Annotated in this window: 23 protein-coding genes; 7 read left to right on the top strand and 16 right to left on the bottom strand. The window is 72.6% G+C overall.

What is annotated here, in order from left to right; genetic code table 11:
• Positions 1 to 77: 77 nt before the first annotated feature.
• The 8 genes from ABEB03_RS45045 to ABEB03_RS45080 all read right to left on the bottom strand — a co-directional run bounded on the left by ABEB03_RS45045 (position 78) and on the right by ABEB03_RS45080 (position 8,149).
• The gene (locus tag ABEB03_RS45045; protein WP_345658960.1) at positions 78 to 1,121 is read right to left on the bottom strand and encodes a zinc-dependent alcohol dehydrogenase family protein; all 1,044 of its coding nucleotides are present in this window, start codon (positions 1,119 to 1,121) and stop codon (positions 78 to 80) included.
• Between the two features lie 39 nt (positions 1,122 to 1,160).
• Positions 1,161 to 1,835 (bottom strand): lysoplasmalogenase, encoded by a 675-nt coding sequence (locus ABEB03_RS45050; protein WP_345658961.1) that lies wholly within the window; start codon positions 1,833 to 1,835, stop codon positions 1,161 to 1,163.
• The gene (locus tag ABEB03_RS45055; RefSeq protein ID WP_345658962.1) at positions 1,832 to 2,731 is read right to left on the bottom strand and encodes a sterol desaturase family protein; all 900 of its coding nucleotides are present in this window, start codon (positions 2,729 to 2,731) and stop codon (positions 1,832 to 1,834) included. Before ABEB03_RS45055 ends, ABEB03_RS45050 begins: the two co-directional genes overlap by 4 nt.
• A gap of 357 nt (positions 2,732 to 3,088) precedes the next feature.
• The gene (locus tag ABEB03_RS45060) at positions 3,089 to 3,799 is read right to left on the bottom strand and encodes a VIT1/CCC1 transporter family protein (protein WP_345658963.1); all 711 of its coding nucleotides are present in this window, start codon (positions 3,797 to 3,799) and stop codon (positions 3,089 to 3,091) included.
• Between the two features lie 50 nt (positions 3,800 to 3,849).
• Entirely contained in the window at positions 3,850 to 5,106 is a 1,257-nt protein-coding gene (locus ABEB03_RS45065; RefSeq protein ID WP_345658964.1) for an amidohydrolase family protein, read from the bottom strand.
• Positions 5,103 to 6,386, bottom strand: coding sequence for an amidohydrolase family protein (locus tag ABEB03_RS45070; RefSeq protein ID WP_345658965.1), 1,284 nt, complete (start codon positions 6,384 to 6,386; stop codon positions 5,103 to 5,105). Before ABEB03_RS45070 ends, ABEB03_RS45065 begins: the two co-directional genes overlap by 4 nt.
• A 10-nt stretch (positions 6,387 to 6,396) precedes the next feature.
• The gene (locus tag ABEB03_RS45075; protein ID WP_345658967.1) at positions 6,397 to 7,281 is read right to left on the bottom strand and encodes an SDR family NAD(P)-dependent oxidoreductase; all 885 of its coding nucleotides are present in this window, start codon (positions 7,279 to 7,281) and stop codon (positions 6,397 to 6,399) included.
• Positions 7,282 to 7,351: 70 nt separating this feature from the next.
• Complete coding sequence (locus ABEB03_RS45080) at positions 7,352 to 8,149, bottom strand: acetoacetate decarboxylase family protein (RefSeq protein WP_345658969.1); 798 nt, start codon at positions 8,147 to 8,149, stop codon at positions 7,352 to 7,354.
• Positions 8,150 to 8,275: 126 nt separating this feature from the next.
• On the opposite strand from ABEB03_RS45080, the gene ABEB03_RS45085 reads away from it, so the two are divergent.
• From ABEB03_RS45085 to ABEB03_RS45110, 6 genes are all read left to right on the top strand, one after another.
• Positions 8,276 to 8,893 (top strand): TetR/AcrR family transcriptional regulator, encoded by a 618-nt coding sequence (locus ABEB03_RS45085; RefSeq protein ID WP_345658970.1) that lies wholly within the window; start codon positions 8,276 to 8,278, stop codon positions 8,891 to 8,893.
• 111 nt (positions 8,894 to 9,004) lie between these two features.
• On the top strand, positions 9,005 to 9,988 hold the full coding sequence (locus ABEB03_RS45090) for a DEDDh family exonuclease (RefSeq protein WP_345658971.1): 984 nt from the start codon (positions 9,005 to 9,007) through the stop codon (positions 9,986 to 9,988).
• Between the two features lie 188 nt (positions 9,989 to 10,176).
• Complete coding sequence (locus tag ABEB03_RS45095; protein ID WP_078629285.1) at positions 10,177 to 10,410, top strand: hypothetical protein; 234 nt, start codon at positions 10,177 to 10,179, stop codon at positions 10,408 to 10,410.
• Between the two features lie 71 nt (positions 10,411 to 10,481).
• Positions 10,482 to 11,273 carry an SURF1 family cytochrome oxidase biogenesis protein gene (locus ABEB03_RS45100; protein WP_345658972.1) on the top strand — a complete coding sequence of 264 codons (792 nt, stop codon included), beginning with the start codon at positions 10,482 to 10,484 and terminating at the stop codon, positions 11,271 to 11,273.
• Between the two features lie 150 nt (positions 11,274 to 11,423).
• On the top strand, positions 11,424 to 13,310 hold the full coding sequence (locus ABEB03_RS45105; RefSeq protein ID WP_345658973.1) for a glycoside hydrolase family 15 protein: 1,887 nt from the start codon (positions 11,424 to 11,426) through the stop codon (positions 13,308 to 13,310).
• A 5-nt stretch (positions 13,311 to 13,315) separates the two neighbouring features.
• A complete protein-coding gene (locus ABEB03_RS45110; RefSeq protein ID WP_345658975.1) occupies positions 13,316 to 14,071 on the top strand; it encodes an SDR family oxidoreductase in 756 nt (251 codons plus the stop codon).
• A 128-nt stretch (positions 14,072 to 14,199) separates the two neighbouring features.
• Here ABEB03_RS45110 and amaP read toward each other — a convergent pair whose 3' ends face one another.
• From amaP to ABEB03_RS45135, 5 genes are read right to left on the bottom strand one after another with little or no spacing between them, the layout of a single operon-like run.
• Positions 14,200 to 14,778 carry an alkaline shock response membrane anchor protein AmaP gene (gene amaP / locus ABEB03_RS45115; RefSeq protein WP_345658976.1) on the bottom strand — a complete coding sequence of 193 codons (579 nt, stop codon included), beginning with the start codon at positions 14,776 to 14,778 and terminating at the stop codon, positions 14,200 to 14,202.
• 4 nt (positions 14,779 to 14,782) lie between these two features.
• On the bottom strand, positions 14,783 to 15,457 hold the full coding sequence (locus ABEB03_RS45120; protein ID WP_345658977.1) for a DUF6286 domain-containing protein: 675 nt from the start codon (positions 15,455 to 15,457) through the stop codon (positions 14,783 to 14,785).
• Entirely contained in the window at positions 15,454 to 15,876 is a 423-nt protein-coding gene (locus ABEB03_RS45125; protein WP_345658978.1) for an Asp23/Gls24 family envelope stress response protein, read from the bottom strand. Before ABEB03_RS45125 ends, ABEB03_RS45120 begins: the two co-directional genes overlap by 4 nt.
• Before the next feature lie 3 nt (positions 15,877 to 15,879).
• Positions 15,880 to 16,065, bottom strand: coding sequence for a hypothetical protein (locus ABEB03_RS45130; RefSeq protein WP_345658979.1), 186 nt, complete (start codon positions 16,063 to 16,065; stop codon positions 15,880 to 15,882).
• 59 nt (positions 16,066 to 16,124) lie between these two features.
• Positions 16,125 to 16,610, bottom strand: coding sequence for an Asp23/Gls24 family envelope stress response protein (locus tag ABEB03_RS45135; RefSeq protein ID WP_345658980.1), 486 nt, complete (start codon positions 16,608 to 16,610; stop codon positions 16,125 to 16,127).
• Between the two features lie 87 nt (positions 16,611 to 16,697).
• Between ABEB03_RS45135 and ABEB03_RS45140 the strand changes: the two genes are divergently transcribed.
• Entirely contained in the window at positions 16,698 to 17,429 is a 732-nt protein-coding gene (locus tag ABEB03_RS45140) for a nucleopolyhedrovirus P10 family protein (protein ID WP_345658981.1), read from the top strand.
• A 190-nt stretch (positions 17,430 to 17,619) separates the two neighbouring features.
• Here the strand turns inward: ABEB03_RS45140 and ABEB03_RS45145 are convergent, their stop codons facing one another.
• From ABEB03_RS45145 to abc-f, 3 genes are all read right to left on the bottom strand, one after another.
• Positions 17,620 to 18,411 carry an enoyl-CoA hydratase/isomerase family protein gene (locus ABEB03_RS45145; protein WP_095933406.1) on the bottom strand — a complete coding sequence of 264 codons (792 nt, stop codon included), beginning with the start codon at positions 18,409 to 18,411 and terminating at the stop codon, positions 17,620 to 17,622.
• Between the two features lie 136 nt (positions 18,412 to 18,547).
• The gene (locus tag ABEB03_RS45150; protein WP_006123601.1) at positions 18,548 to 18,769 is read right to left on the bottom strand and encodes a helix-turn-helix domain-containing protein; all 222 of its coding nucleotides are present in this window, start codon (positions 18,767 to 18,769) and stop codon (positions 18,548 to 18,550) included.
• A 393-nt stretch (positions 18,770 to 19,162) separates the two neighbouring features.
• On the bottom strand, positions 19,163 to 20,761 hold the full coding sequence (gene abc-f / locus ABEB03_RS45155) for a ribosomal protection-like ABC-F family protein (protein ID WP_095933428.1): 1,599 nt from the start codon (positions 20,759 to 20,761) through the stop codon (positions 19,163 to 19,165).
• Between the last annotated feature and the right edge of the window lie 54 nt (positions 20,762 to 20,815).

A 20,815-nucleotide genomic window follows, 5' to 3' on the forward strand; every position in this document is an offset into this window, starting at 1 on the left:
GGTCGGCCTCCGCGCGCCACGATGCGGACCGGGTGCGGTCCCGGCTCGCGGTGCGGTCCGGGTGGTCCAGCGGTGGTTCAGCTCGCGACGAGGACCTTGAGGGCCGTGCGCTCGTCCATGGCCTTGTAGCCCTCCGGCACGCCTTCGAGGCCGATGGTCATGTCGAAGACGGGCGACGGGTCGATGGTCCCGTCGAGGACGTCGGGCAGCAGCTCCGGGATGTAGGCGCGCACCGGCGCCACACCGCCGCGCAGGGCGATGTTGCGGTCGAACATGACGCCCAGGTCCAGGCCCGTGCCGCTGCCGTGCGGCACTCCGACGAAGCCGATCGCGCCGCCGTCACGGGTGATGTTCACGGCCGTCCGCATGGACTGCTCGGTGCCGACCGCCTCGACGACGCAGTGCGCGCCCTGCCCGCGGGTCAGCTCACGGACGGCCTCGACCGCCGCGTCGCCGCGCTCGGCGACGACGTCCGTGGCGCCGAAGCGGCGGGCGATGTCCGTCCGCACCTGGTGGCGGCCGAGCGCGATGATCCGCTCGGCGCCGAGCCGCTTGGCGGCCAGCACGGCGCACAGCCCGACGGCCCCGTCGCCGACGACGGCGACGGTGGAGCCCGCCCGGACACCGGCGCCCAGGGCCGCGTGGTGGCCCGTGCCCATGACGTCGGAGAGCGTCAGCAGCGCCGCCAGCAGGTGGTCGTCGGAGGCCGCCTCCTTGGGCAGCTGGACGAGGGTGCCGTCGGCGAACGGGACGCGCACGGCCTCGCCCTGGCCGCCGTCGTATCCGACGGAGCCCCAGAAGCCGCCGTGCTCGCACGAGGTGGTGAGCCCCTCGCGGCAGTAGTCGCACACGCCGTCGGACCACATGAAGGGCGCGACGACCAGGTCGCCGCGTCGGACGGTGCCGACCTCGGAGCCGGTCTCCTCGACGATGCCGAGGAACTCGTGCCCGATGCGCTGGCCGGGCTGCCGCTCCGCCTCACCGCGGTACGCCCACAGGTCGCTGCCGCAGATGCAGGAACGCAGCACGCGCACGACGGCGTCGGTGGGCAGCTGCACCACGGGCTCGGGAACGTCCTCCACGCGCATGTCGAACGGGGCGTGGATGGTGGTGGCGCGCATGGCGAGGGTCCTTCTCGTGCGGGGCGTCGGTGGATGCGCTCAGGGGGTGGTTGAGCGCATCTCACCGTACGCCGCCGCGGGCGCGGGCCGCGCGCCGAGGGTGCCCAGCACGCCGCGGACCAGCAGGAACTGGGCGGCGGCGTACGTGAGCATGATCCAGAAGGCTGGTTCCGGAAGCTGCGGCCAGTCGGCGACGCCGGTGGCGATGAGCGTGTCCGAGACCATGAAGAGCGCACCGCCGAGACCCGCGACCGGTCCGAGCCGCGTGGCACTGTACGCCATCGCGGTGAGCAGCAGGCTGTAGCCGGCGACCGGAACGCGCAGGCCGGCGGGCAGATCGGGCCACAGCAGGACGACGAGGGCGATCAGCGCGAGGGCGTACGCCCCGGCGAGCGGGAGGCCGGGCCGTGCGGGTGCGGTCCTGCGGAAGAGGACCAGGTAGCAGACGTGGCCTGCGGCGAAGGAGGCCATGCCCGCGAGGAACGCGGCGTCCGCGTCGGACAGGAGCAGCACGTCGCCGCCCCAGCCGCAGAGCAGGGCCGCGACGAGCAGGCGCGGGCCGCCGCGCACGACCACGTGGGCGGCGAGCAGCGGCAGCAGGAGGGGCTTGGCGACCGTGTGCCCCGGGTCGAAGCCGGTGACCAGGGAGACGAGGTCCACGGCGGTCGCCGCTGCGAACGCGGCGAGCAGCACGCGCGCGGGGCTCCGGTTCACGCGACGGACTCCGTGACGGACGGCTCCGCGACGGACGGCTCCGCGACGGGCGTGCCGGCGGCCGCCGGCACGGGCTGCCAGCCGGGCCCGCGCAGGACCCGCCCGGCCCGCTCGCGCCAACTCGTCGCCGCCTTCACGTCCCTGGCGATGGCGACGTACTCGTGGGTGGCCACGCGCAGGGGGTTGTACGTGGAGATGTTCTTGGTGAGTCCGTACACGGGCCGCTCGGTCTCGGCGACGAACGACCGGAAGAGGCGGTCCCAGACGATGAGGATGCCCCCGAAGTTGCGGTCCAGGTACCCGCCCTGCGAGGCGTGGTGGACGCGGTGGTGGGAGGGCGTGTTGAAGGCGAACTCGAAGGGCCGGGGCAGCCTGTCGATGCGCTCGGTGTGGATCCAGAACTGGTAGACGAGATTCACCGACGAGCAGAACGCGAGCGCGGCGGGATGCACGCCGAGCGCCACGAGCGGCAGGTAGAAGGGCCACGACGTCAAGGACGTCCACGGCTGGCGCAGCGCGGTGGTGAGGTTGAACTTCCGGCTGGAGTGGTGGACGACGTGGCAGGCCCACAGGATGCGGATCACGTGATGGCCGCGGTGCTGCCAGTAGTAGAAGAAGTCCTGCGCGAGCAGCATCAGCAGGATCGTCCACCACAGGACGGGCACCCGCAACGGCGTCAGTTCGTAGACCGCCGAGTAGATCGCGACGATCGGGATCTTCCAGAAGAAGTCGAACAGGAGACTGCCGAGGCCCATACCGACGCTGGTCGCGGCGTCCTTCGCCTCGTACCCTGCCGCGTCCTCGTCGGGGTGGATGCGGACGCTGATCATCTCGATGACGCTGAGCAGCACGAAGGCGGGGATCGACCAGACCACGACGTCGGGGAGGTTCGGCATGGGTGCACCGTAGAGCCGCTGATCGGCTGCGGCTAGGGGTGGTTACCGACAAGTATTACCGCCGGTACGCGCTTGCTTGTTGGCGATCTCCGCCAAAGTCCCGGTGCTCACCGGCCGCACGCCACTCACCAGCGGGTTCGCCGGCCGGCTGCCCGGCGGGGCTCACCCGCCACCACGCCACGCGGCACCGCGGGCTCCACACGCCCACCGCGCCGGTTGCCCCGCGGAGTTCCTACGGCCACCGCGCCGGGCGCCCCGCGGGGTTCCCCCGGCCGTCGCGCCGCGCGGCCGACGGGCTCCCCAGCGCCCCGCGCCCCCTGCGGCCGTGTCCGGCAAGTCCGGTGTGTCCGGCGGGGTTCACACCCCCGCGGCACCCAGCAGGCTTCCCGCCGCGTACGTCACCGCCATCGCCAGCGCGCCCCCGGCGGCGTTGCGCAGCACCGCTCGCCTCGCGTCGGCCGCACCCAGCCGGGCGCTGCTCCACCCGGTGAGGACGAGCGCCGCGAGCACCGACAGGACCGTGACCCCGAGCCGCCACTGCGCGGGCGGCAGCACGATCGCCAGCAGCGGAAGCAGCGCCCCCACGGTGAACGCCAGGAAACTGGCCCAGGCCGCATGCCACGGATTGGTGAGCGCGTCGGGGTCGATGCCGAGCTCCACGCGCGCGTGGGCCCTGAGCGCGTCCCGCTCGGTGAGCTGCTGCGCCGCCTCGCGGGCCACCGCCCGGGACAGACCGCGCTCCTCCAGCAGTCCGGTCAGCTCCGCCAGCTCGGCCTCCGGCCGCTCCTTCAGCTCGCGCTTCTCCGTCGCCAGGGCGGCCAGCTCCGAGTCCCGTTGGGTGGAGACGGACACGTACTCGCCCGCCGCCATCGACATCGACCCGGCCAGCAGGCCCGCGAGCCCCGCCGTGAGCAGCGCGGCGCGGTCGTCGGTGGCGCCCGCCACGCCGACGACGAGGCCCGCGGTGGAGACGATGCCGTCGTTGGCGCCGAGGACGGCGGCCCGCAGCCAGTTCAGCCGGGTGCCGAGTGCGCCTGGGTGGACCTCGTCGTGCGTCGGTTCCGTCACACGGCGAGGATCCCACCCCGGGCGCCGCCGTCGGCGTACCGACGCTTCGGTCACCACACCCGTACCGAGCCCCCCTTCGCGAACACCGGGCTGGTCGCGTCCGCGGGCGGGGTGCCGAGCGGCTCGGCGATCTCGGCCGCCGTCGGCCCTGCCTTCGCCGCGATCTCGTCCAGCCGGTCCAGGTCGAAGCCGTACACGCGCGCCGCGTTGCCGCCCACCATCGCCGCGACCTCGTCCCGCGGCAGGCCCGCGTAGGCGATGCGCAGCCCTTCGCGGGAGTACGGGTGGGTGCCCTCGTCGTGCGGGTAGTCGCTGCCCCACATGATCTTGTCGAGGCCGATGCGGTCGCGCAGCGGCACCTCGTGCGGACGCATGAAGCTGGCCCCGACGAAGCAGTTCTCCCGCCAGACCTGCGAGGGCCCCTTGCCCATCGCCGCGGCGAGTCCCGCGCCGAACTTCGACTCGGCCGTCGACGCCTTCGTGGCCGCGGCCACCAGCCGCCCGTGGTAGTAGTCCAGCATGTCCAGCACGCCGGGGATCCAGCCGGAGCCCTGCTCGGTGAGGACGAGCTTCAGGCCGGGGTGGCGGCGGAACGCGCCGCCGAAGACGAGGTGCCACAGCGCCCGGTGCGAGAACCACGTCGTCTCCACCATGAACACCGCGCGGGCGGCCGGCTCGTCGCCCAGGGGCGGTGACGCCGAGCCCGCGTGGTGGTTGACGGGGACGTCCAGTTCGTCGCAGACCGCCCAGATCGGGTCGTACGCCGAGGAGTAGAGCTCGGGCAGGCCCGAGCCCGGCGGTGTGCCGGGGAGCAGCAGGCCGCCGCGCAGGCCCGCGCCGACCGCCCACCTGATCTCCTTCACCGCTTCGTCCACGTCGTTCAGCAGGATCTGGAAGACGCCCGCCCGGCGGCCCGGGGCGGCCGCGCAGAAGTCCGCGAGCCAGCGGTTGTGGGCGCGCAGTCCGGCCCACCGCTGCTCGAACTCCTCCGCGGTCGGGGCCGGCGCCATCAGGGAGGCGGAGGGGAAGAACGGCGGGATCGTGTTGGGGAAGACGACCTCCGCGACGATTCCGTCCGCCTCCAGCTCCGCGACGCGCCGCTCGGAGTTCCAGTTCCGGTCGGCCGTGTCGGCGAGGAGGTCCGCGTAGGGGTTGACGTAGGTGGCCGCCCAGGCGTCGAAGGCGTCGTGGTGCTTCGCCGCCAAGTACGGCCGGTAGTCGAGAAGATCGGCGCCGGCGTGGCAGTCGGCGGAGATCACCGTGTACCGGTCGTCCGGCCCGCCCGGGTCGTGTCGGGCTTCCGTCACGGGGTCACCCCCAGGGCGGGGAAGTCATGGTCCGTGAGCCAGTGGCGGCCCACCTCGCGCGAGTGCGCCCAGGAGGCCTCGACGGCCGACTGGTCGTCCGGCTGGCCGAGTTCGGCGGGTGTCGGGCCGATGCGCCGGGCGAGCGGTGCCAGCCTGTCGACGTCGAAGCCGAAGACCTCGGCGGCCGCCAGGCCGAGCATGCGGCGCGTCTCGACGACGGGGATGTCGTGGAAGGTCCTCTTCAGCCACGCGCGCGTGTCGGGCCAGGTGCCCTCGGGGTGCGGGAAGTCGCTGCCCCAGAGGATGTTGTCGACGCCGATCTCGTAGCGCTGGGCCAGTTCGCGGCGCTTGGTGTTGGTCGCGCAGATGAAGAGCTGGCGGTCGAGGTACTCGTGCGGGGGCCGCTTCAGCTCGGCGAAGGGGGACAGCTTCTTGCCGCCGTGCGCGCCGAGGTAGAGGCGGTCCATGAACCACAGCAGGTTCGGCAGCCACCAGCAGCCCGACTCGGCGACTCCGAACCTCAGGCCCGGGTGCCGTTCGAGGACGCCCGACCAGAGCAGGAACCACAGGGGGCGGGCGGGCCACCAGGTCACCTCGCTGACATAGATGCCGAGGTGGTCGCCGTACTCGTGGCGCGGGGCCGCCCCGGAGTGGGTGACCACCGGCATCCCGCATTCGGCCGCCGCCGCCCACACGGGGTCGTAACGGCGGTCGTGGTACGGCTCCTTGTCCACCCACATGGACGGGATCATGAGGGCACCGAGTCCCGACTCCTTCGCCCGGTGCACCTCGGCGACGACGCGCCCGGTGTCCGCGGTGACCGGCAGCAGGGCGACCCCGCAATGCCGTTCGGGGTTCTCGGAGACGAAGTCGGCGAGCCAGCGGTTGTGGGCCTGCGCACCGGCCATGCCGAGCTCCGGGTCGTGGTCGCCGGACAGGCCGAGACCGACACCGAAGGGGGCGGCGGTCCGGCTGTCCACGGCGTCCGCGTCGGGGAAGACCACCTCCGCCGCCACACCGTCGCCGTCCAGCTCCTTGAGGCGCTGCGCGGTGTCCCAGCCGCCGCGCAGCCCCTCCTCGTTGTCCTGGAACCACTTGTTCGCGAAGGACTCGTTGCGGATGCCGAGCCGTGTCATCTCCTCGCGGCGCCGGTCCCGGCCCGCGAGGAAGTCGTCGAAGTCCCGGTGGAAGCGGGAGTCCAGATAGGGCCGGTACTCCTCGGTGGGGAGTCCGGCGTGGCAGTCGGAGGAGATGATCAGGTAGGGGTCCTGGTCCGGCATCACGGCTCCCTCAGTCCAGGATGAAGTGTTCGAGATACGACGGGTCGGCCCGGTCGAGCATCGACTGCGACCGCGCGCGGATCTGCCGGTCGCTGTGCTCGCTCTCGGGCAGCAGCCAGAAGCGGCCGGCGCGGATGCCCTGGGCGACGAGGTCGGCGACGTCCTCGACGGGCGTGAACCGCACCTCGTGGCCGGCCTCCTTCATCGCGGCCTCCCACTGGCCGAGGCTGCGGTACGGGGTCTTCCTGGGTTTCTGCTTCGCGTAGCGCGCGGGCCGGTTGCGGTGCGACTCCCACAGTCCGGTACGGAGCATGTGGGGACCGGGGAAGAGCACGGACGCGCCGACGCGCGCGCGTTCCGCCTTCAGATGCGCGTAGAGCGACTCGGTCATCGTCACGACGGCCGCCTTGGTGACGGCGTACACGGACGCGGTGGGCAGCGGGGCGATACCGCCGTCCCCGGACGAGGTGTTGACGACGTGTCCCGGCTCTCCCCCGGCGATCATCCGCGGGACGAACGCCTGGACGCCGTGGAAGACGCCCCACACGTTGACGGCGAACGCCCACTTCCAGTCGTTGGGGTCGTGCTCCCACATGCGGCCCTCGGCGCCGGAGCCGACACCGGCGTTGTTGCACAGCACGTGGACGGCGCCGTACCGCTCGTACGTCTCGGTGGCGAGCGCCTCCACCTGCGCGCGGTCCGCGACGTCCACCACGCACGCGTGCACGTCGGCGCCGTCCTTGCGCAACCCGTCGGCGGCGTCCTCCAGGGCGCCCTCCTCGACGTCCGCGAGGACCACCTTCAGACCGTCCGCGGCGAAGCGGCGCGCCATCGCGAGACCGATGCCGCTCGCGGCGCCGGTGACCACGGCGACCTGGCCCGGTGTCAGCTCCATGTCCGCCCGTCCTTCCGTGCCGGCCCCGTGGGGTGGTCCTGGGAGTGGTGTGCACCGGGAGGACGCGGCATCAGACGCTCCCCTCGGGCGGACCGTCGAGGATCTGCTGCGGATCGTCGTAGCGCTGGTGGATGTACGGCATCAGGGCCTGGGCGCTGACGCGTTCGACGACCCTGCCCTGCTGGTCGGTGGTCTTCTCGCCGATGGTGATCTCGACGAGTTCGCGCACGGGGAGGTCGGCGACCGGGTCGTACATGGACTCGCGCAGGACGACGTCCCCGGTGACGCGCTCCAGCCTGCGCACCTTCTCGTTGCGCACGCAGTGCACGAGGACGGGATCGGCGTCGAACCCCGAACCGTCCACCCCGGGAAGGAACTTGAAGTAGAAGTCGGTCTTCCGGACGGGCCCGGGCAGCGGGAGGTCACCGCTCACCGCGCCGCGCACCTCGACGAACGCGATGCCGTGCCGGGCGAGCGCGGCGCGTACGACGAGACCGTCGCGATCGACCGTCACCTCACCGAGCTTCTTGGGCTCCCCGAAGACCTCACGGCCGCCGATCAGGGCCCGCTCGTGGGTCATCGGCATGACGAGCGGATACCAGCCCTCGACACCGTCGTGTGCGGCGGCGACGGCGAACGAACCCGCGCCCAGCGGATATCCGGGCAGGTCGACCTTGCTGATGTTGACCCGCACCAGGGGGCGTCCGGTGGGTTTCAGCGGCGGCGGCAGGACCGCCGCGACCGCGTCCGGATCGCTCTCCCAGACGGCCACCACTCCGGTGGACCAGATGTCGGGGAGCCTGGAGCTCGCGGCGCGCGCGGCGGCGATCTCCGCCCCGGTCCGCGCGCCGTACCTCACGCGTGCCATGTCGTACCGCCCTTCGTCAGGTGCTTCGGGAGGTTTCTGATGGTCCGTCACTGGCGCCTGTAACACAGTTACAGCAGAGTCCGCGAAGGGTAAATACGTGTGCGTGACAAAGCCTTGGGGGCGCCCGTGAGCAGACCGGTACTCACCCGCGAGCGGGTGCTCGACACCGCCGCGGGTCTGGTGACGCAGCACGGCCCGGACGCTCTGACGATGCGCAAGCTCGCCGCCGAGCTGGGCACCGCGGTCACCTCGATCTACTGGCACGTCGGCAACCGCGAGTCGCTGCTCGACGCCCTCGTCGAGCGGACCGTCGCCGACCTCGGCGCGCTGCGGCCCACCGGGCGCACCCCGGCGCAGCGCATCGTGTCGCTGGCGCGCGCCCTGCGCCGGCAGCTGCGCGCCCATCCGCACCTCGTCGCGATGGTGCACGAACGCGGTCTGACCGAGCGGATGTTCCTGCCCGCCCGGCAGGCCCTGGTGCGCGAGGCGCACGCGGCGGGGCTGGAGGGCGCGCGGGCGGCCGAGGTGGTGCGCGCGGTGCAGTTCCAGGTCGTCGGCTTCGTGCTCGTCGAGCGCAACCGCGAACGCGCGCCGGCGCAGCGGCCCGCCGAGGAGGAGGCGTGGGACGCCGAGACCGCCGGGCCGGACGCGGCCCTGGCCCGCGCGCTCGCCCGTCCGGTGGACGAGGAGAGGCTGTTCGTCACCTCCGTACGGGCGTTGGTGGACGGACTCCTCGCGCGCTGAACGGGGGCCCGGGACGGCCGTGCCGCGGCGGCCCGTGGTGCGCCGGAGCGCTCTCCGCGTCCGGGAAGGCGGGGACCGGGCTGTCAGTCGCGGCCCGTATCCTCATGGACCATGCTCGAAGACCTCACGACCGCAGCGTCCCCAGCCTCCTGGCCGGCCGCGTATCCGCAGGGATACGCGGTCGTTGACGTGGAGACCACCGGACTGGCCCGCGACGACCGGATCATCTCCGCCGCCGTCTACCGGCTGGACGCGCGCGGCGAGGTCGAGGACCACTGGTACACGATGGTCAATCCGGAGCGCGATCCGGGCCCGGTGTGGATCCACGGGCTGACGAGCGAGATGCTCGATGGGGCCCCGTTCTTCCACGAGGTCGCCGAGGAGTTCGCCGCCCGGCTCGCGGACCGCGTGCTGGTCGCGCACAACGCGGTCTTCGACTGGTCCATGATCGCCCGCGAGTACGCGCGCGTGGAGCGCGAGGCCCCGGTGCGGCAGCGGCTGTGCACCATCGCCCTCTCCAAGGAACTGCGGCTGCCGCTGCCCAATCACAAGCTGGAGTCGCTGGCCGCGCACTTCGGCGTCGTGCAGCAGCGCGCGCACCACGCGCTGGACGACGCGCGCGTGCTGGCCGAGGCGTTCCGGCCGAGCCTGCGGGCCGCCGCCCGCGACGGTGTGCGGCTGCCGCTGCTGGAGTGCCGGCCGCTGAAGGAGTGGTCCGACAGTCCGGCAGCGCCGCGGATCGGCCGGCAGTCCGGCGGTTATCCGTCCGGGAGTTGGCGCCCTTCACGCAAGCGTCCCGCATGCCCCCATCCCAACCCAGGGCGGTACGAAGAGGGCAAACCGCTCAAGCAGGGCATGCGGGTGGCGTTCTCCGGGGACACGTCCGTCGACCGCGAGCTGCTGGAGGACCGCGCCGTCGAGGCCGGACTGCACGTCGCGACGAGCCTGTCCCGGCTCACCAGCCTGCTCGTCACCAACGACCCGGACTCCGGCACGTCCAAGGTGGTCAAGGCCAGGCAGTTCGGCACACCGGTGATCGACGAGGCCGCGTTCGGCCAGCTCCTGCGGGACGTGGAGCCGGCCACCGAAGGGTGACCGGCCGCGGGGACGGACCCACCGCGCGAGGGCCCCTCGACCGTGGAAGGACCCCCGCCACGGGGGCGCGGGGCCGCCGCGGCGGGCGGAGCCGGGGTGCGGGCCGCTGACGGACGTACGGGTGATTGGCGCACGACTCGCCCGGCTCCCGCTCGCCCGCGCCGCGTCGGCGCCTCACCCTGTGGCGCATGGCGAGATGCGAAGTATGTGGCAATGACTACGGCATGACGTTCGAGGTGCACGCGCAGGGCTCGGTGCACGTCTTCGACTGCTTCTCCTGCGCGATCCACCGGATGGCCCCCATCTGCGAGCACTGTCGCGTGCAGATCATCGGCCAAGGGGTCGAGGTCGAGGGCCACTGGTTCTGCGGGGCGCACTGCGCCCGCGCGGAGGGGAAGGTGGGGATCATCGACAAGGTCTGACCGCCGGGTCGCACGGCCCCCGACGGGACCCTCCCGTCGGGGGCCGAATCGTGCCGAGTACCGTCAATGGGGTGTACCGCTTCCTGTTGTCCCGGCAGTGGGTGATCCTCACCCTCGTGACCCTCGCGCTCATCCCGACGATGATCAAGCTGGGCTACTGGCAGCTGCACCGGCACGAGCACAAGGTCGCACTGAACAAGGTGATCTCCGACTCGCTCGCCGCCGATCCGGTGCCGGCCGCGTCACTGACCGCGCCAGGACGGCAGATCGCCCACGACGACCTGTACCGCCGGGTGACCGCGAAGGGCCACTTCGACACCGCGCACGAAGAGGTCGTACGCCGTCGCACGAACTCCGACGGCGAGGTCGGCTACCACGTCCTCACCCCGTTCGTCCTCGACGACGGCCGGGTTCTCATGGTCAACCGGGGCTGGGTCCCGGCGGACGGCGCACAGACCCAGTTCCCCAGGATCCCGGCTCCGGCGCGCGGCGAGACCACCGTCACCGGACGGCTGATGGCCGACCAGACGACCGCCGACAGCGGCATCAAGAACGTCAAGGGCCTGCCCGACCGGCAGGTCATGCTGATCGACAGCGGGCAGGAGGCCCGGCGGCTCGGCAAACAGGTCCTCGGCGGGTACATCGAACAGACCGCGCCGCGGCCGAAGGGCGGCTCCCCCGAGCTGATCCCCGATCCCGAGCACAGCGACATCGGTCCGCACATGGCCTACGCGATCCAGTGGTGGCTGTTCTCCGCGGGCGTCCCCGTGGGCTGGGCGGTCCTGGTCCGCCGTGAACGCCGTGACAGGGCGGCGTCCGCGCAGGCGGAGACCGCTCCGGAGGCGGCCCCCGCGGGCGTGTAGCCCCTACGCCCTCGCCCGGGCCGACGGCCGCCGCGCCACCCGTCCACCCGCCGCGCCACCCACCCATCGGGCCGGACGGTCCCGGCCGGAGGTCACCCGGTCGGCCCCCGCCCGGATTGACTCCGCCCCCGACCGGGGAACTCGCCCCACGTGGACCCACGCATCGAGGACTACGCGCTCATCGGGGACGAGCAGACCGCGGCCCTGGTGAGCCGGTACGGCTCCATCGACTGGCTGTGTCTGCCCCGGTTCGACTCGGCGGCCTGCTTCGCCGCGCTGCTGGGCGACGAGGACAACGGCCACTGGCGGATCTCCCCCAAGGGCGCCGGCCCCTGCACCCGGCGCGCCTACCGCCCGGACACGCTCGTGCTGGACACCGAGTGGGAGACCGACGAGGGGGCGGTCCGGGTGACCGACCTGATGCCGCAGCGCGACGTCGCCCCCGACGTCGTACGCGTCATCGAGGGGCTGAGCGGCCGGGTCACCGTGCAGAGCCAGCTGCGGCTGCGCTTCGACTACGGCTCGATCGTGCCGTGGATGCGCCGCGCGGAGGGCCACCGGGTGGCGGTCGCGGGCCCCGACTCGGTCTGGCTGCGCAGCGAGCCGCCCGTGCGGACCTGGGGCAAGGACTTCCGCACGTACTCGGAGTTCACGGTCGAGGCCGGGCAGAAGGTGGCCTTCGTCCTGACCTGGCACCCCTCGCACGAACCGCGTCCGCCGCTGGGCGACCCCTTCGAGGCACTGCGCAGCAGCGTCGAGGACTGGCAGGCATGGGCGGCGGGCTGCCGCTACGACGGCCCGCACCGGGACGCCGTGGTGCGCTCCCTGATCACCCTCAAGGCCCTCACCTACTCGCCGACCGGCGGCATCGTGGCCGCTCCCACCACCTCGCTGCCCGAGGAACTCGGCGGCGTCCGCAACTGGGACTACCGGTACTGCTGGCTGCGCGACTCCACCCTCACCCTCGGCGCCCTGCTGTCGGCCGGCTACCACGAGGAGGCCGAGGCCTGGCGCGACTGGCTGCTGCGGGCGGTCGCGGGCGACCCGGCGGACCTGCAGATCATGTACGGCCTGTCCGGTGAGCGCCGGCTGACCGAGTTCGAGCTGCCGTGGCTTTCCGGCTTCGCGGGCTCGACCCCGGTCCGGATCGGCAACGCCGCCGTGGAACAGCTGCAGCTGGACGTGTACGGCGAGGTCATCGACTCGCTGGCGCTGTCACGGCGTTCGGGTCTGCCGTTCAAGCCCCATATGTGGCGGGTGTGGTGCGCCCTGATGGACTTCGTGCGCACGGCGTGGCGGCAGCCCGACGAGGGCATCTGGGAAGTGCGGGGCCCGCGCAGGCACTTCGTGTACTCCAAGGTGATGGCCTGGGTGGCCGCCGACCGCGCGGTGCGCGCCCTGGAGAGCGAGCCGGCACTCGGCGGCGACCTGGAGGGCTGGCGCGCGATGCGCGACGAGGTGCACCGCGAGGTGTGCGAGCGCGGCTTCGACCCGGAGCGGAACACGTTCACCCAGTCCTACGGCTCGCGCGAGCTGGACGCCTCCTTGCTCCTGATCCCCCGCGTCGGTTTCCTGCCGCCCGACGATCCGAGGGTCGTCGGCACGATCGACGCCGTCCGCGCGGAGCTCGACAACAACGGCTTCCTGCGGCGCTACGACATCGACCCGTCCGGCGCCGTCGAGGTGTCCGTCGACGAGGCCGAGTTGTCCGTCAGCGAGACCGAGGTGTCCCTGAGCGAGACCGAGATGTCCGTCAGCAGCCCCGGCAAGCACGTCGTCGACGGGCTTCCCGGCGGCGAGGGCACGTTCCTCGTCTGCTCGTTCTGGCTCGCGGAGGCGCTGCACGCGACGGGCCGGAAGCAGGAGGCCCGCGAGCTGTTCGACCGGCTGGTGGCGCTGACCAACGACGTGGGTCTGCTGTCCGAGGAGTACGACCCCGTCGCCGGACGCCAGCTCGGCAATTTCCCCCAGGCGTTCAGCCACATCGGCCTGGTGAGCACCGCCCTCGCCCTGTTCGGGGGCGACCGGGCAGGATAGGGGGCATGGATCTTGGACTGAAGGACCGTGTGTACGTCGTCACGGGAGCCACCCGCGGGCTGGGCAACGCCGCCGCGCGTGAACTCGTCGCCGACGGCGCGAAGGTGATCGTCACCGGGCGCGACGAGAAGGCCGCCGCCGAGGCGGCGTCCGCGCTCGGCCCGAACGCGGTCGGTGTCGCCGCCGACAACGGCGACCCGGCGACCGCGACCCGGCTCGTCGCGGCGGCCCATGAGCACTTCGGTGGTTTCGACGGCATCCTGATCAGCGTCGGCGGACCGCCGCCGGGATTCGTCGCCGACAACACCGACGAGCAGTGGACGGCCGCGTTCGACGCGGTCTTCCTCGGCGCGGTGCGACTGGCCCGCACGGCCGCCGCGGAGCTCGGCGAGGGCGGGGTCATCGGGTTCGTGCTCTCCGGCTCGGTGCACGAGCCGATCCCCGGGCTGACCATCTCCAACGGCCTGCGTCCCGGCCTCGCGGGCTTCGCCAAGTCCCTCGCGGACGAGCTCGGCCCGCGCGGCATCCGCGTCCTCGGGCTGCTGCCGTCGCGCATCGACACCGACCGCGTGCGCGAGCTGGACGGTCTGTCCGCCGACCCGGAGGCCACCCGCGCGGCCAACGAGGCACGCATCCCGCTGCGCCGCTACGGCAGTCCCGAGGAGTTCGGCCGCGCGGCCGCGTTCCTGCTCTCGCCGGCAGCCTCCTACCTGACCGGCATCATGCTGCCGGTGGACGGCGGCATGCGGCACGGCTTCTGACGGCCGGCGGCCGGTTCCGCCTCTGAACACCGGTGCGCGGTAGGGCTTCTCGACACCGCCGTGCGGAACGGCTGCTCAACGCGGCCGTGCGGCACGGCTGCCGGACGGCGCACGGACGGCTCGGCGGGTCAGCTCACGCGCTCGGCCCGGTGCTTGACCCCGCGCAGGCGCGCCTCCGCGGGGAGCGAGGCGAGGCCCGCGGAGTCCCGGGCGTGCGCGAGCGCCTCCGTGGTGAGCAGATGCAGCGCGTCCCCGGGGTCCACGTGCGGTTCCAGCTGGAGCTGCACGCGTGCCTCCGGCGTGCTGCGCCGTCCGGTCAGCAGCACGTGCGCCTGCGCGACGCCGTCCAGCCTGCCCGCCTCGGCGGCCAGTACGCCTTCCAGGGCCCGTCCGCGCAGCAGCGCGCCCTCGCCGTCGCCGGTGTCCACGAGCACCTCGGCGAGCCGACGGCGCCGCAGCACGGCCACCAGCCACCACAGGGCGAGCAGCAACAGGACCGCGAGGGCGGCGACGACGGCCGGCCACCACCACCCGTGGTCCCGCCAGCGGGCCCGGTCGGCGTCGCTGAGCAGCACGTCGTGCCGCCCTTCGTGGATCCACCACGACGGCGGGCGCACGCCGAGCCCGACGGCGAGCACGGATCCGCCGAGGACCAGCAGCGCGAGACCGATGATCCCGATCAGTACGCGGTTGACGATGCGCAGCACTGCCTCACCCCTTCCGTCCGGGGCGCCTCACGTGCACCGACAGGGAGGGCGGCCGGGCGAGCCCGAGCCCCCGGATGCCGTCGGCGAGCGTGGCGTCCAGATCGGCACGTACGTCGTCGAGTTCGCGGAAGTGCGAGAGCGCGCGCACGGAGGCCTTGCGCCGGCCCATGTGGACCCGGACCGACTGCACGCCGGCGACCTCCATGGCCCGGTCGCGCAGCGCCATCGCCGCGGCGCCCCGGTGCAGCCCGGCCCGCACGTCCGGGTGGGTGCGCCGCATCGGCAGGACGTCCCGCAGTCCCGGTGTGGCCGCGAGGACGATCAGCCACAGTCCGACGGCCGCGGCGACACCCGCGCCGACGAGCACCCAGGTGTCGTCCAGGGGCCGTTCGGCGAGCGAGTCGGCCAGGTTCCTGCGCCAGCGCATGGCGGGCCGATGCGCGCGTACGGCCGCCACGTCGTAGAGGAAGGCGCCCGCGCAGAGGAGGATCAGCACCGCGAGGACGCCCGCCGGGATCCGGCGGGCGGACCAGAAGCGGCCCTGACCGCCGTCCTCGTCCTCGTCGGTGCGCAGTGGTTCGTAGTCCGCCGCGGAGGCGGACTGGCCGAGTGCGCTCTCGCCGGCCTTCTCCATGACGGGCATGCGCCGGGTGTTCTCCGAGCCCTGGGGCTCGCTCATCGCGTCCTCCCCTGTGCCGCGCCCGGCGTGTGTGCCAGGTGCAACCGCTCCACCTGGACGGCCACCTCCGGAACTTCCATCCCCGCCAACGCCTCTACCCGCTCGGCGACGTGCCGACGCACCGCGCCGCAGCGGCCGCCGATGTCGGAGGGGTAGTCGAGTTCGAGGCTGACCCGGACGTGGGCGCTCTCGGCCGGGGTGCCCGCCGACCGGTCCGAGCCCTTCTCGTGGCGGCGCACGACCACGGTGGCGTGCGGGGCCCCGGCCTCCGCGGGCAGCGCGGGAAGCACCTCGCGGGCCGCCTGTGCGGCGATCTTCGCGACCACCCGGTCGGCGATCCGGGTCGCGCCGCGCTCGGCCGCCGGCACGACCGTCAGGGGCCGCCGCGTCTCACCGAGCCGGTCCGCCTGACCTGGCACGCGTCACCGCCGCCGGTCGTCGCGGGTGCGGAACAGGTCGCCGACGTCCAGGTCCCCTTCGAGGAAACGTCCGACGACGAAGCCGACGGCGCCCAGGGCCGCCACCAGGAGGAAGGCTCCGAAACCCCCGAAGTATCCGGCGAAGCCCAGCGCCATTCCGGCGATCATGCCGATCACGGCCAAACTCATGGTGCGCTCCTCAGCAGGTCGGTGGCCGAGTGATCACCGGTGGTCCGGTGGCCGGGGGGTCACTGGAGCCGCGACTCCGGCTCCTCGTCTTCTTCCTCGGGAAGCTTCACATCACTCACCGCGATGTTGACTTCCACCACCTCGAGTCCTGTCATGCGCTCGACGGCCGCGACCACGTTCTCCCGTACGGCGCGGGCGACATCGCCGATCGAGACGCCGTAGTCGACGACGATCTCCAGGTCGAGCGCGGTCTGCAACTCGCCGACCTCCGCCTTCACGCCCCGTGTGACGGACTTCGAGCCACCGCCGGGCACCCTGTCGCGCACCGCCCCGAAGGTCCGGCTCAGTCCGCTGCCCATCGCGTGCACGCCGAGCACGTCGCGGGCGGCGAGCCCGGCGATCTTCTCGACCACGCCGTCGGCGATCGTGGTGCGTCCACGCGTCGCGGGGTCCCCGCCGCCGCGTCTGGTGGGCTTGCGGATCTGCGGCGACTCCGTCCCGCTTTCGGGGCTCCCCGTCCGGTTCGGCTCCGTCATGTCGGTCATGGCCGTACGTCCCTTTCGGTCGTCCTCCTGTGCCCACAGTAAGTGCGGTTGCGTGGTCGCGCGCCGGGGATGGGGCAGGCTGGAGCAATGACGGCGGACCGGTGGACTCAGGTGGTGCGGCATCAGCTCGGGCTCGGCAGACTGCTGCCCCTGGGGCTCCCGCAGGACGGCGCGTGGATCGCGGAGGCGGCGGCCGGACCGGTCCTGCGGAGCGCGGCGGAGCGCGTGCGCGGAGTACGGGTGGGCGCGCTGCGGATCGCGCTCGCCGATCCGGACGAGGTGTACGACCCGGTCGTGGTGCCCCCGCCCGGCGCGCTGCCGCCCGGGCCCCTGCGGGTCGACGCCGAGTTCCGGGCCTCCGCGGATCCGACGGCGCCGGGTGCCGAGCCGCTGCCGGCCATCGCGGCGCGACTGCGGTCGGCCCTCGCCGCGGCGGCGGACCGGCTCGGCCTGGTGGTGGCACGGGTCGACCTGCGCATCACGGGACTGCTGGAGGACGACGAGCTACCGGTCGCCGAACGCCCCGACGCTCCGCGTCCGGCGCCCGAGCCGACGGATCCCGAGGAGGCACGAGTGGCGGCGGCCGCACGGTCCGTGCCGGGGGTGAGCCGTCTGACGGACGTCCTGGGCCACCCGGTGCACATCGAGGTCCGTCCCGGCGGTGACGCGGCGCTGCCCCGGCGCCATGTGCGCGTCGAACTGGCGGTGGCCGCGCGCAGCCACGCCGTCGAGGTGGTGGGAGCCGTCAGGGCGGCGGTCGCCCGAGCCCTCCCGGACGCCCCGTCGGTGACGGTCCTGGTGACGGCGGTGACGGAGTGATCCCCCGTCCGGCGCGTCGCCGCCCGGGAGCGAGGCGGGGACGCGCGACGGGCACCCCGCTGTACCAGGGGTGCCCTTCATGCGTACGGCGAGTGCGGGGCGACTCATGCGTACGGCCGGCGCGGAACGACGGCCGACGGGTCGGCGCGGGGCACCGGGCAGACGGTGCCTCGCTCCTGATGCCGCGGTGTCAGTCGCCCACGCCGGCGAGGTCGCGGAGGCGTCGGGCCTGCGCCGCCCGCTCGGCGACGCGCTGCTCCTCGTACGTCCGCTCCTGGGCGCCGCGCAGCAGCGCCTTCGTCTCGATGACGGCGTCGCGCGGTGCGGCGAGCAGCGCGGCGGACAGGTCCCGTACCGCCTCGTCGAGCTGGTCGGCGGGCACGGCGAGGTTGGCGAGTCCGGTGCGCTCGGCCTCGTCGGCCGTCACGAGCCGGCCCGTCGCGCAGATCTCGAGCGCGCGGGCATAACCCACCAGGCCCACCAGCGGATGCGTCCCCGTCAGGTCGGGGACGAGTCCCAGACTGGTCTCCCGCATGGCGAACTGCACGTCGTCCGCGACGACACGCAGATCACAGGCGAGGGCGAGCTGGAAGCCGGCACCGATCGCATGTCCCTGGACAGCGGCGATGGACACGATGTCGCTGCGCCGCCACCAGGTGAACGCTTCCTGGTACTCGGCGATGGTCGCGTCGAGCTCGGCATCGGAGCCGCGCGCCAGATCGATGAACGACGGTTCCCCGTCGAACCCCTCCGGCGTGAAGGCCTGCCGGTCGAGCCCCGCGGAGAAGGACTTGCCCTCGGCGCGCAGGACGACCACCCGGACGGAGCCCGGCAGCGACCGTCCCGCCTGCGTCAACGCCCGCCACAGAGCAGGACTCTGGGCGTTGCGCTTGGCCGGGTTGGTCAGCGTCACCGTGGCGATCGCGTCGTCGACGGTGAGCCGTACGCCGTCTTTGTCGAGTACCGGGTCGAGCGAAGCCATGGGGCGCCTCCGATGGGTGCGGTCGGATCAGGTGCGTGCCCCGAGGAGACACACCTAAGTGACTGCACAGTAACCACCCGGCCGATCGCGCGACCGACCGGGTGGCCACCACCGAAGCCGATGGGGACGCCCGGCCTCAGGCCGAGGCGGCCTTCTTGCCCCTCGTCGCTCCGCCACGCCCTCGGAGCGTGACGCCCGACTCGCTGAGCATCCGGTGCACGAAGCCATACGAGCGGCCGGTCTCTTCGGCCAGCGCTCGGATGCTCGCACCGGAGTCGTACTTCTTCTTCAGGTCTGCCGCGAGCTTGTCGCGCGCGGCGCCGGTCACCCGGCTGCCCTTCTTCAGAGTCTCGGCCACCCGTGCCTCCTCATGGGAAGTGCGCTCTGGACTCTCATGATCACCCCTCCTGGGCGTCATGGCCACCCATTCGGCAAGGTCCGTAAGACAAGGTTTTGACGACAGGAGCCCGTCCCCACGAGTGGAATCTTTCGTTCCGGCTGTCCCGTTCCGTACGCCCGAACGGGTTCTTCGGCGAAGTACCTGGTCAGCGACGCAAGGCGGCCGAGCCCTTGGGAACAAAGGGCTCGGCCGCAAAATCGATGTACGACACACCTCGGTACGAGGAGATCTCACACAGATGATGGATCACGGATCGGCCGAATGATCCATACGCAGTGGATCAGTCATTCGATCAAGCGGGGCTGACCCGCCCGCCCAAGGCGGGGACGGGCCGTGGCCGTGTCGCAGGGGTCAGGCGAGGGCGACCAGGTCCGCGTAGTCGGCGCCCCACAGGTCCTCGACGCCGTCCGGCAGCAGGATGATCCGCTCCGGCTGCAGCGCCTCGACGGCGCCCTCGTCGTGGGTGACGAGGACGACGGCGCCCTTGTAGGTGCGCAGCGCGCCGAGGATCTCCTCGCGGCTGGCCGGGTCGAGGTTGTTCGTCGGCTCGTCGAGCAGCAGCACGTTCGCCGAGGAGACCACGAGGGTCGCGAGGGCGAGACGGGTCTTCTCACCGCCGGAGAGGACACCGGCCGGCTTGTCGACGTCGTCACCGGAGAACAGGAAGGAACCGAGCACCTTGCGGACCTCGACCAGGTCGAGGTCGGGGGCGGCGGAGCGCATGTTCTCCAGGACCGTGCGCTCCGGGTCGAGGGTCTCGTGCTCCTGCGCGTAGTAGCCGAGCTTGAGGCCGTGGCCCTCGACGACCTGGCCGGTGTCGGGCTGCTCGGCGCCGCCGAGCAGTCGCAGCAGGGTCGTCTTGCCCGCGCCGTTGAGGCCGAGGATGACCACGCGCGAGCCCTTGTCGATGGCGAGGTCGACGTCGGTGAAGATCTCCAGCGAGCCGTACGACTTCGACAGCCCCTCGGCCATCAGCGGCGTCTTGCCGCAGGGCGCGGGCTCGGGGAAACGCAGCTTGGCGACCTTGTCGGAGACGCGGACCGCCTCGAGGCCGGCGAGCAGCTTGTCGGCGCGCTTGGCCATGTTCTGCGCTGCCACCGTCTTGGTCGCCTTGGCGCGCATCTTGTCGGCCTGCGCGTTCAGTGCGGCGGCCTTCTTCTCGGCGTTCTGGCGCTCGCGCTTGCGGCGCTTCTCGTCGGCCTCGCGCTGCTGCTGGTAGAGCTTCCAGCCCATGTTGTAGACGTCGATCTGGGAGCGGTTGGCGTCGAGGTAGAAGACCTTGTTGACGACCGTCTCGACGAGGTCTACGTCGTGGGAGATCACGATGAAGCCGCCGCGGTAGGTCTTCAGGTAGTCGCGCAGCCAGACGATCGAGTCGGCGTCGAGGTGGTTCGTCGGCTCGTCGAGCAGCAGGGTGTCGGCGTCCGAGAACAGAATGCGGGCCAGCTCGATACGGCGCCGCTGACCGCCGGAGAGCGTGTGCAGCGGCTGGCCGAGCACGCGGTCCGGCAGGTTGAGCGCGGCGGCGATGGTGGCGGCCTCGGCCTCGGCGGAGTACCCGCCCTTGGTGAGGAACTCCGTCTCCTGGCGCTCGTACTGCCGCATGGCCTTGTCACGGGTGGCGCCGCTGCCGGTGGCGATCCGCTCCTCGTTCTGCCGCATCTTGCGGATCAGGGTGTCCAGGCCGCGCGCGGACAGGATGCGGTCACGGGCGAGCACGTCGAGGTCGCCGGTGCGCGGGTCCTGCGGCAGATAGCCGACCTCTCCGGAGCGGGTGACGGTGCCGCCGGCGGGGATGCCCTCCCCCGCGAGGACCTTGGTGAGGGTCGTCTTCCCCGCGCCGTTGCGGCCGACCAGACCGACGCGGTCGCCCTTGGCGATACGGAAGGTGGCGGACTCGATGAGGACACGGGCGCCGGCGCGCAGCTCGATGGCGGAGGCGGAGATCACGGACATGCTCCTGGGGCGGATGGGTGGCGGGATGGGCGGCTGAGGACGTTCCCG

The sequence above is a fragment of the Streptomyces siamensis genome (assembly GCF_039543605.1).
In the GTDB taxonomy this organism is placed as follows: domain Bacteria; phylum Actinomycetota; class Actinomycetes; order Streptomycetales; family Streptomycetaceae; genus Streptomyces; species Streptomyces siamensis.

Bases quoted from the DNA above. Each gene is read 5' to 3' on its own strand.
- ABEB03_RS45045 (WP_345658960.1), bottom strand. From the start codon at position 1,121: ATGCGCGCCACCACCATCCACGCCCCGTTCGACATGCGCGTGGAGGAC.
- ABEB03_RS45055 (WP_345658962.1), bottom strand. From the start codon at position 2,731: ATGCCGAACCTCCCCGACGTCGTGGTCTGGTCGATCCCCGCCTTCGTG.
- ABEB03_RS45070 (WP_345658965.1), bottom strand. From the start codon at position 6,386: ATGCCGGACCAGGACCCCTACCTGATCATCTCCTCCGACTGCCACGCC.
- ABEB03_RS45075 (WP_345658967.1), bottom strand. From the start codon at position 7,281: ATGGAGCTGACACCGGGCCAGGTCGCCGTGGTCACCGGCGCCGCGAGC.
- ABEB03_RS45080 (WP_345658969.1), bottom strand. From the start codon at position 8,149: ATGGCACGCGTGAGGTACGGCGCGCGGACCGGGGCGGAGATCGCCGCC.
- ABEB03_RS45090 (WP_345658971.1), top strand. From the start codon at position 9,005: ATGCTCGAAGACCTCACGACCGCAGCGTCCCCAGCCTCCTGGCCGGCC.
- ABEB03_RS45095 (WP_078629285.1), top strand. From the start codon at position 10,177: ATGGCGAGATGCGAAGTATGTGGCAATGACTACGGCATGACGTTCGAG.
- ABEB03_RS45110 (WP_345658975.1), top strand. From the start codon at position 13,316: ATGGATCTTGGACTGAAGGACCGTGTGTACGTCGTCACGGGAGCCACC.
- ABEB03_RS45120 (WP_345658977.1), bottom strand. From the start codon at position 15,457: ATGAGCGAGCCCCAGGGCTCGGAGAACACCCGGCGCATGCCCGTCATG.
- ABEB03_RS45130 (WP_345658979.1), bottom strand. From the start codon at position 16,065: ATGAGTTTGGCCGTGATCGGCATGATCGCCGGAATGGCGCTGGGCTTC.
- ABEB03_RS45135 (WP_345658980.1), bottom strand. From the start codon at position 16,610: ATGACCGACATGACGGAGCCGAACCGGACGGGGAGCCCCGAAAGCGGG.
- ABEB03_RS45140 (WP_345658981.1), top strand. From the start codon at position 16,698: ATGACGGCGGACCGGTGGACTCAGGTGGTGCGGCATCAGCTCGGGCTC.
- ABEB03_RS45145 (WP_095933406.1), bottom strand. From the start codon at position 18,411: ATGGCTTCGCTCGACCCGGTACTCGACAAAGACGGCGTACGGCTCACC.